The sequence below is a fragment of the Pseudomonas viridiflava genome (assembly GCF_900602065.1).
In the GTDB taxonomy this organism is placed as follows: Bacteria; Pseudomonadota; Gammaproteobacteria; order Pseudomonadales; family Pseudomonadaceae; genus Aquipseudomonas.
This window is the reverse complement of the sequence record NZ_UWFN01000328.1, coordinates 69,638-84,123: the sequence shown is the minus strand read 5'-3', so window position 1 is coordinate 84,123 and position 14,486 is coordinate 69,638. Positions and strand designations below refer to the sequence as shown.

Genomic DNA, 14,486 nt, shown 5'->3' with positions numbered 1-14,486 from the left:
TCATGTGGAAAAGAGCTGAACGTTACCCTCTCAAACCGCCTCTGGCGCTGATTGATGATCCGCAGAGCCCGCCGGCTGGCGTACGCCTGCTGAATCAGATCGAGAATCCGCAAGCGCCTGGCGAGCACTATCTGTTCTTTGCCAATAACGGCGGCCTTTCGATTCTTCGCGCCTATGCACGGCCCGATGGCGGGTATCGGATCGAGCAGAGTGACTTCCCGCAACGCTTTATCGACTGGTTCGCGCCAGCCCTGCGTGATTTTCGCAAACCTGCTGCGCAGGATGCCTCCAGCCGTCTTTCTTCACCGGCTCAGGAGGTGGGTGGTGAAATGCTCACCCTGGAGCGAGGCATGGCGGTAGGTGGCGATGGATCACCGGGGTATATCGTCAACAACTGGTCGCGCAAGCGCTATCTTCCGGGGCTTGAAGGCCACTTCATGCCCATGAATGTGGCCTGGACCGAGGACTTCCTCTTTAACGGAGGCTTGATCCGGCTGTTGGGTGATATCAGATTCTGAGCCTGACATGCGTCGTAAACCGAGTCAGCACATCCTTGATTTTGGCAAACGTGTCATTTCGGTGAGCCGGTGCCTGGTCGAAAAGATCCTGCCGCCAAGCCTCGCGTGCAGCGGGGCCTAGTTGACCTGCCTCTCGGTCCCACGCCCCGGAAGGCAATTCTCTTAGGCCTGCAGCGACGCTTTGCTGGCCGGACTGCGCTGAGTTCCCGAAATCGTGCCAGACCGCTGCAAGCGCGAGGTCTGAGGGCATGGTGTCCGCCAACAACGTAGCAAACGTCGAGCAGGCTTTGGCAACGCACTCCTTAAAATTGTCTTTCTTCTCGGTCTTCGAACGGATGTGCCAGCGTAGGATCAGGTTGCGCACATCGTCCGCCACGATCGTGCGGCAATGTTGGATCAGATGAGGAAAGACCGTCGGATCGGCTCGTTCAAGAACCTGCTCACAGGCCCACCGGGACGTCTGCACCGTCGGCGAGTTCGCAAACAGCGAGAAGACGAGTTTAGGCACTGCTGAGCCTGAATACCCAACATGGGTCTCCAAGTAGTCGCTTACATGCTGCCAATGATGCTCGACCATCTGCTCGAAGGCCCAGTTATTCTGACCGTGACTGGGCGCGACTAGTTGAAGGCTATCGATGCAATCATCCTTCGATGTACTGGCCACCAGCGCCGCCATGATCTCCTGATCGTCCAAAAAGCGAGACCGTTCAGATGAATGGGCGTCAAGCAACCAACTCACCCATATCTCACGGGGCGCGATCACCGACATGATGGTTTCGCGCAAGGCCCGGGAGTCGCCTTGAAGCACGTCCTTCCTGAAGGCCTCCTCGGCAGACCCATAGGCATCCTCGTCCAGGATGGACGATGAACCCTTGATTCCCGGTGGATCCGTGCCCGAGGATTGCGAGGGGCAGTGCTATGGGTCCCAGCCGTGCAGCGTGTTTGAATTCGAACGCAAAGTTCTCACAACCGGTTAGCCACATCCCTAGCCAATTGTACGTATCGCTGGTGTTCTCGGCAGACAGGTGGGCGTAGTCCAGCTGAAGTATGCCCTCGCTGACGTCAAAGTAGCGTCCCAGGTGTTCGACCAGCGGCGGAGCCCAATCGGTCAGCGGGATGCTGGTAACTGCCAGTTCATTGTTGAAGCTAATCTTCACACTCAAGGCGTTCTGCATTTCCCTGAACCTGGCGCGTACTGGTTAGAAGTTGGGATTCTACCTAAAGACCGAACGCAGTGCGTAGGGCCGCTTTGGGTCGCAAGTCGCCCTGAGGGTCATCGTATTGAAACGACTTTTTTATCTCTATTTTCTCTGATGGCTGACACAGATAGGTTGCCGGTAGCAGCTTCCTGGATGTGGTCGCTCCACCAGGCCATCATCGGGCGTCTGCGTTCGATGTACTCTGCTCGGTTGTAGGCGTTGCGTACCTCATCCTTATCGACGTGAGCTAGTGCGACCTCTATTAACTCCGGCTCCCAACCATGTTCGTTGAGAATGGTACTAGCCATTGAGCGCATGCCATGGCTTACCAGCCGACCTTCGAAGCCCATGCGCTTCAGCGCCATGTTGGCGGTCTGGCTATTGCAATGGGTTCGAGGGTCCCTGTCTGCGGGGAATACGTACTCCCGGTTTCCGCTGTAGGGTTTGATTGCCTCCAGCAATGCCAGTGCTTGATCTGTGAGCGGCACGATATGTATGCGTCGTTTCTTCATCCGCTCGGCAGGGATCGTCCAGATACGCTTCTCGAAGTCAATGTCGGCCCAGCACGTGGTTGCAGCCTCGGCTGGGCGAGTCATTGTGTTGAGCTGCCATTCGATCAGGCAGCGCGTGGTCCTTTTTATGCTGGCATTGGCAATTGCCACCATGAGCTCTTTCAGCTCATCGGGAGCAAGTGCCGCCATGTTTTTCTTTTTCGGCTTCTTGAATACGGAGCGAATCCCGCTGAGTGGGTTTGCGTGTATTAGTCCTGAGTTGACCCCGTAAGTCATGATCTCGTTGAGTCGCTGTGACAGCCGTTTAACGGTTTCAAGGCTACCTTTGGTTTCGAGTGGTCGAAGAAGGTTGATGACTTGTGGGGCGCTGATGGCTGAAATCTGTGTGGTGGCTAAATCCGGAAACACATGCAGCGTCAACGAGCGCCAGATGTCCTCGGCATAAGCTGGTGTGACCGCATCCTTTTTCAGTTCAAACCACTCCGTCGCGACACTCAGGAATGTGTGCTCGGTTTCAGCTTGCTTTGCTTGCAGCGCTGCATCTCGTTTTTGTTTGGGATCAATGCCTTGGGCAAGTATTTCCCTCGCTGCAATGGAGCCCTTTCGTGCCTGCGCTAGCGAGACTTCAGGGAAGGTACCAAGGCCCATGTTGATCCGCTTCTTAGTCACGGGGTGTCGATAGTTGAAGTTCCATAGCTTGGAGCCATTACTTCTCACTCGCATTTGAAGTCCGCCACCGTCGAACAGGACGTAGTCCTTTTCAGCAGGCTTGGCGGATTTGATTTTGAGTTCAGAGAGGCGAACCGCTTGTGCGCACATTGGCATTCCAGGATTGGGTTGGCATTCCAAAAATTAGCACTGTTGGGCTTGGAATGCCATTTGGAATGCCATAAAGCGTGGCTGCTCTTGGAAGTCCGTGGACGCTGATGGCGCTGAAAGCCCCGTATTCATTGAATTGCAGGCACAAAAAAAGACGTCCGTGGACGTCTTTGATTGATCATTTGGTGGAGCCGGGGGGATTTGAACCCCCGTCCGCCAGTACTCCGCTGTCGGTCCTACATGCTTAGCCGTGTCTATTAAGTTAACCCTCAGCGACCCGACGGGCAGGGTGCTTTGGGCGAGCTGTGTAAGTTTTAGCCGATTCGTCCACAGCGTACTGCACGGCGATTCTGTTCTATATGACAATCACTTCGGGTTTACAGACATCCCCTAGTGATTGCTGGAGCCGAAGCTACCAGAAGTGCGGGCTAGGCTGCTTACGCAGCTAGTTGAGCACCGTAGTTATCGTCATTGGCAACTATAGAAAGTTGCAACAGTGGATTTACGACTTCTGTTACCAAGTCGGCATGCACCTAAAGTTTCATCACCGGCGTCGAATCCTAATCGGCCCCAGGTGACTGCTTTCGCAGTCAGGCCGCGGAGTGTACTCCAATGAGTTCCTCGCGTCGACCTTCTGACGCAACCCGCCTACGGCCAGCCTTGCGGCTAGCCGTGGCAGGGAATTACTTGGCGCTGTCGCTGGCCGAGCCGGTGTTTTTCAGCTCAGTGATCTGCTTTGTGGTCAGCTCGATACAGGTCTTGTCGTCACCGGCTTTTTGCGCTTTCAGTGCGGCAGCCTCGGTTTCGGCAATTTCCTTTTTGGTATCAGCGGCCAGGTTAGTACCGGACGAAACCTGCGCATCCTTCAGGGCCTGCAAGTTGGCACCACAAAGATCATCGGCGGCAAAAGCCGGGGAACCCAACAGGGCGGCGGTGAGGAACAATCCAGTAAGTGCTGTGCGCTTCATGTGTATCTCCTTTTAAGCCTGTGGACTCGGTGTGGCCGGTCGATGAGGCCTGTCGCCGAGGTCTGTGAGTAAGCCCGACTACAGAGTTGGCGGGCTCACAGAAACTGACTGCTCACAAACGCAGGGGTTCTATTTTTTTTCATCCTCATGTGAAAAAGCCATATTTCGCGATAAGGGCACCAAAATGGGGCGATTACCGCTGTTATGTCGCGATCAGGCAGTTTTGGCTTGTGTGACCCGATCTACCAGATACACCAGCCCGTGGTAGTCGATACCGCCGTGTTGTGAGAGGCCGATCTCACACGTACGGCTGGTGGAGATGCCTTCGTTGCAGTGCTGGACTGCCTCTTTGAGGGTGCGCAGCGAATGGGCGTTCAGCTCGGGTGTGGTGAAGCCTTTGTCGCCCGCAAAGCCGCAGCAATGAATGCCTTCAGGGATGACGACGTTGATGCTGCACAGGCGCGCCAGCTCGATCAGCGCCTGACTTTCACCCAGATGCTGAGTGCTGCACGTGACGTGCACGGCGATCGGTTCTTGCTGTGGCGTGAAGGTCAGTTTGTCGAGCAGATGGGTGCGGATAAAGCGCACGGGGTCGTACAGATCAAGGCCGGTTTCCTTGAGGTTTTCAACCAGGCGCAAGGTGCAGGGGCTGGTGTCGCAATAGATGGGGTCGAGCCCGCCCCGGCTGGCTTTGCCGAGCGCGGCGAGTAGTTGCTCCCGTTTGCTGTCGGCTTGCTCCTTGTAACCTTTTGACGCAAAAGGCTGACCGCAGCACAGGTTGTCCTGATCTTCGGGGAATACCACTTGGTAGCCTGCTTTTTCGAGCAGGCCACGGGTTTTATCCAGTAGCGACATTTGTTCTTTATCACCCGCTGCGGGCCCCATCACCCGGGATACACAGGCTGCGAGGTAAACCACTCGCGGACGTTGGTCTTCGATGGGCGGGGTGAAGCGTATCGCTTGTTCAGGCTGCGGCATGGCGGGGGACCATTGCGGCACTCGACCGGCCGAGGCTTTGCTCAGCGCGGCGGAAATTTTGGCGAGACGCGGCGCACCAAGCAGCATGCGTGCGCCATTGGCGGCATGCAGGGTGAAGCGTGCGCCTTGCAGCATTGTCTTGAAATGATTGGCCATCCAGCCCGCAGCCTGTGCATGACTGGCTTCCTGGCTGCGCAGTTTCTTGACCAGTTCGCCGGTGTTGATCCCTACCGGGCAGCGCTGTGCGCACAGACCGGTGGCGGCGCAGGTTTCGATGCCTTGATAGTGGTAGGCCTTTTCCAGCTCATCGGTAATGGTGCCCGCTCGTTTGCGCGCCTGAATGTCTCGCCAGATGACGATGCGTTGTCGCGGGCTGAGGGTCAGGCCTTTGGAGGGGCAGACCGGTTCGCAGAAGCCGCACTCGATGCACTTGTCGATGATTTCATCGGCTGCGGGTAAAGGCTTGAGGTGCTTGAGATGGATTTGCGGGTCCTCACTCAGGACCACGTCAGGGTTGAGAATGCCGTTGGGGTCGAGCAGGCGTTTGAGTTGCCACATCAGTTGATAGGCATCGTGGCCCCATTCCAGTTCGACGAAGGGGGCCATGTTGCGGCCGGTGCCGTGCTCGGCTTTGAGCGAGCCGCCAAACTCGACCGCCACCAGTTGCGCAACGTCTTCCATGAACGCTTGATAACGGGCGACTTCTTCCGGGTTGTTGAAGCCCTGAGTGAACACGAAGTGCAGATTACCTTCCAGAGCATGGCCGAACAGAATGGCTTCGTCGTAGTAGTGTTTGTCGAACAGCGCAATGAGGCGGCGCACGCCGTTGGCCAGTTGCTCAACGGGGAAGGTGACGTCTTCGATGATCACCGTGGTGCCGGTCTGCCGCACTGCACCGACCGCCGGAAAGGTGTCTTTGCGGATGGCCCACAGGCGGGCGTTTTCCAGCGGGTCTTCGGTAAAATCGACTTGTTTCTCTACGGGAAAAGACGCAATAGAAGCCATGATCTGCGCCAGTTGCTCGTGCAATAAAGGTCGCGAGGCGGCGCGGGCTTCGATCAGTAGCGCGCAGGCGTTCGCCGACAGTTCACGTACGAAAGCGGGCATGCCGGGTTTGTCCTGCACCGAGCGCATGCTGCGTCGGTCGAGCAGTTCGACGGCGGCTACAGGTTGGCTTTTCAAAACGGTGACGGCGTTGCAGCAGGTTTCCACATCCGGGAAGACGATCAGGGCAGATGCTTTGTTGGGATGATCGATGACGGTGTCGTAAGTCACCGCGCTGATAAAGCCCAGCGTGCCTTCGGAACCCACTAGCAGGTGGCTGAGGATATCCAGCGGCTCATCAAAATCCACCAAGGCGTTAAGTGACAGGCCGGTGGTGTTTTTCAGACGGTATTTGTGGCGAATCTTGGCGGCCAGTTCGGTATTGGCGCGGGTCTCGCGGCTTAGTCTGGCGAGTTGCTCCAACAGGTCGGCGTGGCTGGTGCGAAACGCAGCCACGCTGTTGAAATCTTCAGTGTCGATGCGCGTACCGTCGGCGAGCACCAGGCGTATGCCGGCCAGGGTGTGATAGGTATTTTGCGCGGTACCGCAGCACATGCCGCTGGCATTGTTGGCCACGATGCCGCCGATTTTGCAGGCATTGATAGACGCCGGATCTGGCCCGATCTTGCGCCCGTAAGGTGCTAGCCAGGCGTTGGCCTGTGCGCCGATCACGCCCGGTTGCAGGCGTATTTGTGTGCCGTGTTCGCGTACTTCGCGGCCGTTCCAGTTGTCACCGAGTACCAACAGCACCGAATCGCTGATGGCCTGGCCCGAAAGGCTGGTGCCTGCTGCGCGAAAGGTCAGCGACACGTTTTGCCGCTGGGCCAGTTTCAACAGGCTGACCACTTCGTCTTCGGACTCAACGCGAATCACCAGCTTGGGGATCAATCGGTAGAAGCTTGCGTCCGTGCCGAATGCCAGCGTTGAAAGCGGATCGTCGAAGCGGCGCTCGGCGGGGATCAGCCGAGCGACATCATTCAGGAAAGAGGCAGGGAGGTTCACACGGTCTTCCTCATGCAATCAGCTTTAGGGTGCCGCAGCATCTGGCGTGCCGCGTGCTTGCTGCTTCAGGGTGTACGGGCTTAAGCGCCCAGCTCACGGACCAGTGAATCGCGAGAAATCTCGCTGATGGATTTGGCTCCAGTCAGGACCATGGCCACGCGCATTTCCTTTTCAAACAGGTCGAGCAGGTTTTTCACTCCCGCTTCACCGTGGGTGGCCAAGGCATAGATGAACGCTCGGCCGATCAACACCGCATCGGCACCGAGGGCGATCATTCGCACCACGTCCAGGCCACTGCGGATCCCTGAATCGGCGAGGATCTTCAAGTCGCCCTTCACCGCGTCGGCAATGGCGGGCAAGGCACGGGCGCTGGACAGCACGCCATCGAGCTGACGGCCGCCATGGTTGGACACGATGATGCCGTCGGCGCCGAACTTCACCGCATCGCGGGCGTCTTCGGGGTCAAGAATGCCTTTGATGAGCATCGGCCCGTCCCAGGTTTCGCGAATCCATTCCAGGTCTTTCCAGGAAATCGACGGATCGAAGTTATTGCCCAGCCAGCCAATGTAGTCGGCCAGCCCGGTGGGATTGCCGCGGTAGGTGGAGATGTTGCCCAGATCATGGGGGCGACCGTTCACGCCAACATCCCACGCCCATTGAGGGTGCGTCATGGCTTGCAATATGCGGCGCATCGGGCCGTTTGCGCCGCTCATGCCATGGTGGGCGTCGCGGTAACGAGCGCCGGGCACCGGCATGTCGACCGTGAACACCAGCGTCTTGACCCCGGCGGCCTTGGCCCGCTCAAGGGCGTTGCGCATGAAACCGCGGTCCTTGAGCACGTAGAGCTGAAACCAGATAGGGCGGTCGATGGCGGGAGCGACTTCTTCAATCGGGCAGACCGACACTGTGGACAAGGTGAACGGGATGCCTTTGCTGGCGGCTGCGCGTGCTGCCTGTACTTCGCCTCGGCGGGCGTACATGCCGCACAACCCGATGGGCGCCAAGGCTATGGGCATGCTCATGGTTTCGCCGAGCAGCGTGGTATTCAGGCTCAGTTCCGACATGTTTTTCAGCACGCGCTGGCGCAGGGCAATGCTGGCAAGGTCCGAGACGTTGTGGCGCAACGTGTGCTCGGCGTAGGCGCCACCGTCGGCGTAATGAAACAGGAAGGGCGGCAGCTTGCGTTGCGCTGCGGCGCGGTAGTCAGTGGAGGCAGAAATAATCATGGGCTCTCACAACGTCGAGTAAGTGGGGCGAAGGTCGGGCGCACCTGAGCGCGCCCGACGCTCGTTTCATCAGTGCACCAGCATGCCGGTGAACCAGTACGCCTGGGCGTAGGTCATGCAGCCAATAATCGTGGCGAAGAAAATGCTGTGCTTGAGGGTGAAGCGGAACAGGTCAGATTCTTTGCCAACCAGTCCGGTCGCCGCGCAAGCCACCGCGATGGACTGCGGTGAAATCATCTTGCCTGTCACGCCGCCTGTGGAGTTCGCCGCCACCATCAGCACATCGCTGACGCCAACCTGATGCGCGGTGGTCGCCTGCAACGAGCCAAAGAGCGCGTTGGACGACGTATCCGAGCCCGTCAGGAACACGCCCAGCCAGCCGAGGAATGGCGAGAAGAACGGGAAGGCCGCGCCGGTTCCGGCCAATACCAGCGCCAGCGTCGAGGACATGCCCGAGTAGTTCATGACGAAGGCAAAGGCCAGCACCATGCCGATGGAGATGATCGCCCAGCGTAGCTCTTTGAGGGTTTCTTTGAACGTGGTCAGGCCTGTCTTTGGTGTGATCCGCAGTACGAACATCGCGAGGATGGCCGAGAACAGGATCGCGGTACCCGAGGCGGCGATCAGGTCGAATTTGTACACCGCAGGCATAGCCGTCGCGTTGGCAACGATAGGTGCAACTTTCATGACCAGTTGATCGAGATGCGGGATGGGAATGTTCATCGTCCATGCCTGCATCGCGCCGCCTGCGGCAAACATTGCCTTGAAGGGCTTCAGCGTCCAGATGGTGACCATTACGGTGAGAATCAGGAAGGGTGACCATGCCTTGATGATCTGCCCCACGGTGTAGGGCGATTTAACCGATGTGCGTGGCTGACCAAAACCGCCCGGGCTACCCATGACCGCTGCACCGCCTGACTGGCTGATTTCGGTTTCCCCGGCTTTTTTGGGCTGCCAGACTTTAAGGAAAAAGGTCAGGGCGACCATGCTCACCAGCGCCGAGGTGATGTCGGGCAGTTCCGGGCCAATGTAGTTGGAGGTCAGGTACTGGGTGATCCCGAAGCTCACGCCGGCAACCAGCGCTGCAGGCCACGTCTCTTTGACACCTTTGACGCCATCCATCATGAACATCAGCCAGAACGGCACGAACACTGACAGGAATGGCAATTGCCGCCCCGCCATGGCGCCAATCTTGAACGGGTCGATGCCCGACACCTGGCCCGCCACAATCACCGGAATGCCCAGTGCGCCGAAGGCGACAGGCGCGGTGTTGGCGATCAGACACAGGCCTGCCGCATAAAGCGGGTTCAAGCCGAGGCCGACCAGCAACGCGGCAGTAATCGCTACCGGTGCGCCGAAGCCAGCGGCGCCTTCAAGAAATGCTCCAAAACAAAACGCGATCAACAGCACCTGAATGCGCTGGTCATCGGTGATGGACATGACCGAGCTGCGGATGATCTCGAACTGACCACTCTTCACCGTCAGTTTGTAGAGAAACACCGCAGCGACAATGATCCATGCGATAGGCCATAACCCGTAGGCAAACCCATACCCGGCGGCCGCGAGTGCCATGTCAGCAGGCATCTGGAAAGCAAAGATCGCTACCAGTATCGACAACACCAGCGTAATGCTCCCGGCGACATGCCCTTTGAGCCTGAATACGGCGAGCGCCAGAAAGAAAAACACAATCGGTATGAGCGCAGCGGCGGCCGAAAGGCCAAGACTGCCCAGGGGGGTGTAGAGCTGTTGCCAGGTTTGCATATGGGTGGCCCCTAATTGTTTTTGGATAGGCCCGGTATTCCGTGTCTTACGTGCGAGGCTTCGAGCTGACGCCCAGGGTGGCTGACGTCGTGCCGATGCTGACGAACGAATCGCACAGCTCACCAGTTCAAGCCCTTCATCATTGCGAAAGGTGCTTGCAGCGCAGTAGAGGTTAGCCACTCACGCTGGCATTGGATAATTGGTAATACCAATTTACAATGTCTAGTCGCTAGCGTAGAAGCCTCTCTATTGGTGTGTCAATTTGCGGTCGTGCAACTTTCGTAGGAGAACCCTATGAAAGCGGCATCTGATACGCCATTTCAGGGGGCATCTGGCAGGTGTCCGAGTGGCGGCAATCAGCCAGAATACGCAGGCCCGGTAACGCGATCGGGGATGTGGAGTGAGAGTGATGGGCTTTGATCAGGTGCGTCAGCGCCGTTTGTCCGACGATATTGTCGAGCAGTTGGAACGAATGATTCTTGAGGGCACGCTCAAGGCGGGTGGGCGACTGCCTGCCGAGCGGGCCCTGGCGGAGCAGTTTGGTGTTTCCCGGCCTTCTTTGCGTGAAGCCATCCAGAAATTGACCGCCAAAGGCTTGTTGGTCAGCCGGCAGGGCGGCGGCAATTATGTGGTCGAGAACATCGGCTCGACCTTCAGTGATCCGCTGCTGCATTTGCTGGAGAGCAGCCCGGATGCTCAGCGCGACTTGCTGGAGTTCCGCCATACGCTTGAAGCCTCTTGTGCGTATTACGCGGCCATGCGCGCGACTGATGTAGACCGGGAGCGTCTACGCCAGGCCTTCGATACGTTGCAGGACTGTTATGGCCGTGAGGGGGAAGTCAGCCGGGCAGAAGAGGGCGCTGCTGATGCGAGCTTTCATATGGCGATCGCTGAAGCCAGCCACAACGCTATTCTGCTGCACACCATTCGCGGTCTGTTCGACCTGCTCAAGCGCAACGTGGTGATCAATATCGGCGGGATGTACAAGCAGCGCAGCGAAACCCGCGACATGCTGATCCGTCAGCATCAGGAGCTTTACACGGCAATTATCGAAGGGCGAGCGGACGACGCGCGTGATATTTCCAGTCGTCACCTGTTGTATGTGCAGGAAGTGCTGGAAGAGGTTCGGCAGCAAGTGCAGCGCACGGCACGGGCTGAGCGGCGTAATGGGATGTGATTTGACGCTAAACCAGTGGGAGCGAATTCATTCGCGAAAGCGTGCGTACAGCCGATGAAGATTTAGACTGTACTGGCCTCTTCGCGAATAAATTCGCTCCTACCGTTCAAGCCAGCAGGGCAGGGGAATCAGGCGCTAAGCCTAATCATCCTTACCCTTGGTCCGCACGGCCCGTTGCAGCTCGCGATCAGAATCACGTTCACGCTCGGTATGGCGCTTGTCGTATTCTTTTTTACCTTTGCCCAGAGCAATTTCGCACTTGATCAAGTGCTGCTTCCAGTAAAGGGAAAGCGCGACGCATGCATAGCCTTTTTGCTGGACCGATGAGGTCAGCTTTTCAAGCTCGCGTGCATTGAGCAGCAGTTTGCGGGTGCGTGTCGGGTCAGCGATGACGTGCGTGCTGGCAGTCGTCAGTGGCGAAATATGGCTACCCATCAGCCATGCCTCACCATCTTTGAGCAGCACGTAACTGTCGACCAGCTGTACCTTGTTGGCACGCAGACTTTTTACTTCCCAGCCAGCCAGGACCAGACCGGCCTCGAACTTGTGTTCGATGAAGTAATCGTGACGCGCTTTTTTATTTTGCGCGATGGTCCCTGTAGGGTGTTTCTTGAGCTTAGCCATAGGCGACGCATTATAGGGACTCGCTTCAAAGTCGGCTACGCAGACCGTGCGAAAACTACTGCGCTCGACATTACTGCGTTAAAAACAGACGAAAAATGCTCATTTAGACACTAGAGTCGGACGCGACCCCGGCCGTTTTTCGCCTGTTTTGCCTTGGCCTGCCTTCGCTCGCTACGTTTTCACACGGTCTGTCCGGAAGCTGCACGCTTGAGCACGATGATTGAATCCCGGACAATGCGCCTGCTTGTGCGCCGTATTTATGGGTGTGAGGCGAAGGTGACTTTTATTTCATTCGAACCGATGCTGGCTTGCCAGGGTCGATGTGTTCATCACGCCGTTCACTGCGGTGAGGCGTGTTTGCAGTATCCGCAGGTTGAGTGACGGGCCTTGGCGCTCCTTGCTTTGACGTTTTTTTGATGCGCTATGTGGCGCCGTTCGGCATTCATGTTGTGTTTGCCGCTCAGCTTTGGAATTGACGCTGACATGACTACGCATATCCAACGTTCCGCTCTTTTGCCTTACCCGGCCAAGGCTCTCTATGACCTGGTCAACGATGTAGAGCGCTACTCCGAATTCTTGCCCTGGTGCTCTGCAGCTAAAGTGCTGGAGGTGGGCGAGGAGCACATGCGTGCCAGCCTGGAAATCGCCAAGGGCGGCCTGAGCCAACATTTTGTAACGCAAAACACGCTAGTACCGGGCCAATCCATCGTGATGGATCTGGTGGAGGGGCCTTTCGAGCAACTGCATGGCGTCTGGACATTCAAGGCGCTGGGCGAGAAAGCCTGCAAAATCAGCCTCGATCTGTCGTTTGATTACGCAGGTCCCATCGTCCGGGCCACGCTTGGGCCGCTGTTCAACCAGGCCGCGAACACGTTGGTGGATGCGTTCTGCCAGCGAGCGAAACAATTGCATGGCTGAGGCTCTGATCACGGTCGAGGTAGTGCACGCCGGTGTGGACCGGCAGTCACTGCGTGCTGTTGAGGTGCCGGTGGGGTCGACAGTTCAGCAGGCATTGCTGATTTCGGGCGTAGGGAATGAGTTTCCCGAGCTGGATCTGATTCATTGCCCTGTGGGTATCTTCGGCAGGGCGGTCAGGCATGAGCGTGTGCTGGAGCAGGGCGACCGCGTTGAGATCTATCGCCCGCTGCTGGCCGACCCCAAAGAGGTCCGACGCCTGCGGGCAGCCAAAGCCGCAAAGGCTCGAAAGGACAGCGAGCGCTAGGCGCGTTGTTTTTTCTGTAACCCGCAGACAGCAAAAAGCCCGGCATGCCGGGCTTTTTTGTAGCTGCAGTATGGGTTACTGCGGCGACACTTCCAGTGGTTCCTGAGTCGGAACAGGAACGGTCTCGACTTTGTCGACGTCCTTCTGGATCTGGTCCAGCAGCGACCCTGGCTTGGCAGGTTCTTCTTTAGGCTGCTGTGGCGTGACGGTAGAGCCACCGTCGTTGCCAAGGATGGCTTCATCACGGCTCACGCCCGGCATGAAGTCGCCTGACAGGCTGACCAGTTGGTCGTTGCCATTGAAGATCAGCGAGACACGCTCCTGCTGACGTTCACCGCCACCAGGCTGCAGGCTGTACAGATAATCCCAGCGATCGGCATGGAAAGTATCGGTCAACAGAGGGTTGCCCATGATAAACCGTACTTGCCGTCGGGTCATTCCCGGCCTTAACTGGTCTATCATGTCCTGCGTGACGACATTGCCTTGCTGGATGTCGATTTTGTAAACCCCGGGGAATGAACAACCGGCGAGTGCGAGCAGTCCCACAAGGGTGAAACTGGTTAGCAGGAGCTTGGTGTTTTGCATCGGTGGGCGACTTCCACTATCTTGGCTGGGACAACGTAAACCCCGATCATACCTGCATTAAGAGAAGCTGCGAAGCAGCGTCTGCGAGAAAGCTGACCATGGTTGAAAATAGCGAACTACGAAAAGCCGGACTTAAAGTGACCCTGCCACGGGTCAAAATACTACAGATGCTCGATTCCGCCGAGCAGCGCCACATGAGTGCCGAGGATGTTTACAAGGCACTGATGGAAGCTAGCGAGGACGTCGGACTGGCCACGGTTTACCGTGTCCTGACCCAATTCGAAGCTGCCGGATTAGTGGTTCGCCACAATTTCGACGGTGGACATGCGGTATTCGAATTGGCTGACGGCGGCCACCACGACCATATGGTCAACGTGGAATCCGGAGAAGTGATCGAGTTCTTCGACGAAGAAATCGAAAAGCTTCAAAAAGCCATTGTCGAGCGGCACGGTTTCGATTTGGTGGATCACAATCTGGTGCTGTACGTGCGCAATAAAAAGGCTTAAGTCTTTTTGTTGCAACAGCAAAGGCGACCCTAGGGTCGCCTTTGTGCGTTTTTGGAGGTGAATAAGTGTTAGGGGCCTAAATCTGTGGGAGCGAATTCATTCGCGAAGACGGCATTCCTTCCGACGCAAATGTGGCGGATGTACCGGCCCATTCGCGAATGAATTCGCTCCCACGGGAATTATGCTTACAGGCCAGCCTTCCACGGGTTTGAGGTCGTCGGTGAGTCTTGAAGCTGTTCTGAATTATGTAGGAGCTGCCGAAGGCTGCGAATGGCGGCCATTGCTTCGCAGCCTTCGGCAGCTCCCACACGGAAAGCGACAGCCATCAGCTCTTCGCTGTCACCA

General features: G+C 57.3%; 13 protein-coding genes and 1 other RNA gene. 5 read left to right on the top strand and 9 right to left on the bottom strand.

Going from position 1 to position 14,486, the window contains the following annotated elements; translation table 11 throughout:
* Positions 1–2 precede the first annotated feature (2 nt).
* Entirely contained in the window at positions 3–518 is a 516-nt protein-coding gene (locus EE949_RS24775) for a hypothetical protein (protein WP_122666711.1), read from the top strand.
* On the opposite strand, the gene EE949_RS24770 is transcribed toward EE949_RS24775, so the two are convergent.
* From EE949_RS24770 to EE949_RS24735, 7 genes are all read right to left on the bottom strand, one after another.
* Entirely contained in the window at positions 508–1,302 is a 795-nt protein-coding gene (locus EE949_RS24770; RefSeq protein ID WP_162874005.1) for a hypothetical protein, read from the bottom strand. The genes EE949_RS24775 and EE949_RS24770 overlap by 11 nt on opposite strands.
* Before the next feature lie 489 nt (positions 1,303–1,791).
* On the bottom strand, positions 1,792–3,048 hold the full coding sequence (locus EE949_RS24760) for an integrase domain-containing protein (protein ID WP_122666708.1): 1,257 nt from the start codon (positions 3,046–3,048) through the stop codon (positions 1,792–1,794).
* A gap of 183 nt (positions 3,049–3,231) precedes the next feature.
* Positions 3,232–3,620, bottom strand: a transfer-messenger RNA (tmRNA) gene (gene ssrA, locus EE949_RS24755).
* Between the two features lie 111 nt (positions 3,621–3,731).
* A complete protein-coding gene (locus EE949_RS24750) occupies positions 3,732–4,016 on the bottom strand; it encodes a hypothetical protein (protein WP_122666707.1) in 285 nt (94 codons plus the stop codon).
* 213 nt (positions 4,017–4,229) lie between these two features.
* Positions 4,230–7,040 carry an FAD-binding and (Fe-S)-binding domain-containing protein gene (locus tag EE949_RS24745; RefSeq protein WP_122666706.1) on the bottom strand — a complete coding sequence of 937 codons (2,811 nt, stop codon included), beginning with the start codon at positions 7,038–7,040 and terminating at the stop codon, positions 4,230–4,232.
* Between the two features lie 80 nt (positions 7,041–7,120).
* Complete coding sequence (gene lldD, locus EE949_RS24740) at positions 7,121–8,266, bottom strand: FMN-dependent L-lactate dehydrogenase LldD (RefSeq protein WP_122666705.1); 1,146 nt, start codon at positions 8,264–8,266, stop codon at positions 7,121–7,123.
* A 69-nt stretch (positions 8,267–8,335) separates the two neighbouring features.
* On the bottom strand, positions 8,336–10,027 hold the full coding sequence (locus EE949_RS24735; protein ID WP_122666704.1) for a lactate permease LctP family transporter: 1,692 nt from the start codon (positions 10,025–10,027) through the stop codon (positions 8,336–8,338).
* Positions 10,028–10,436: 409 nt separating this feature from the next.
* Here EE949_RS24735 and EE949_RS24730 point away from each other — a divergent pair, with 409 nt between their 5' ends.
* Positions 10,437–11,204, top strand: coding sequence for a GntR family transcriptional regulator (locus EE949_RS24730; RefSeq protein WP_122666703.1), 768 nt, complete (start codon positions 10,437–10,439; stop codon positions 11,202–11,204).
* 141 nt (positions 11,205–11,345) lie between these two features.
* Here the strand turns inward: EE949_RS24730 and smpB are convergent, their stop codons facing one another.
* The gene (smpB, locus tag EE949_RS24725; RefSeq protein WP_122666702.1) at positions 11,346–11,828 is read right to left on the bottom strand and encodes an SsrA-binding protein SmpB; all 483 of its coding nucleotides are present in this window, start codon (positions 11,826–11,828) and stop codon (positions 11,346–11,348) included.
* A 483-nt stretch (positions 11,829–12,311) separates the two neighbouring features.
* On the opposite strand from smpB, the gene EE949_RS24720 reads away from it, so the two are divergent.
* Positions 12,312–12,746 (top strand): type II toxin-antitoxin system RatA family toxin, encoded by a 435-nt coding sequence (locus EE949_RS24720; protein WP_122666872.1) that lies wholly within the window; start codon positions 12,312–12,314, stop codon positions 12,744–12,746.
* Entirely contained in the window at positions 12,739–13,050 is a 312-nt protein-coding gene (locus EE949_RS24715; protein WP_122666701.1) for an RnfH family protein, read from the top strand. Before EE949_RS24720 ends, EE949_RS24715 begins: the two co-directional genes overlap by 8 nt.
* Before the next feature lie 75 nt (positions 13,051–13,125).
* Here EE949_RS24715 and EE949_RS24710 read toward each other — a convergent pair whose 3' ends face one another.
* Positions 13,126–13,635 (bottom strand): outer membrane protein assembly factor BamE, encoded by a 510-nt coding sequence (locus tag EE949_RS24710; protein ID WP_122666700.1) that lies wholly within the window; start codon positions 13,633–13,635, stop codon positions 13,126–13,128.
* Positions 13,636–13,733: 98 nt separating this feature from the next.
* Here EE949_RS24710 and fur point away from each other — a divergent pair, with 98 nt between their 5' ends.
* Positions 13,734–14,141, top strand: a complete 408-nt coding sequence (fur, locus tag EE949_RS24705) for a ferric iron uptake transcriptional regulator (RefSeq protein ID WP_002555142.1) — start codon at positions 13,734–13,736, stop codon at positions 14,139–14,141.
* Positions 14,142–14,486: the final 345 nt, after the last annotated feature.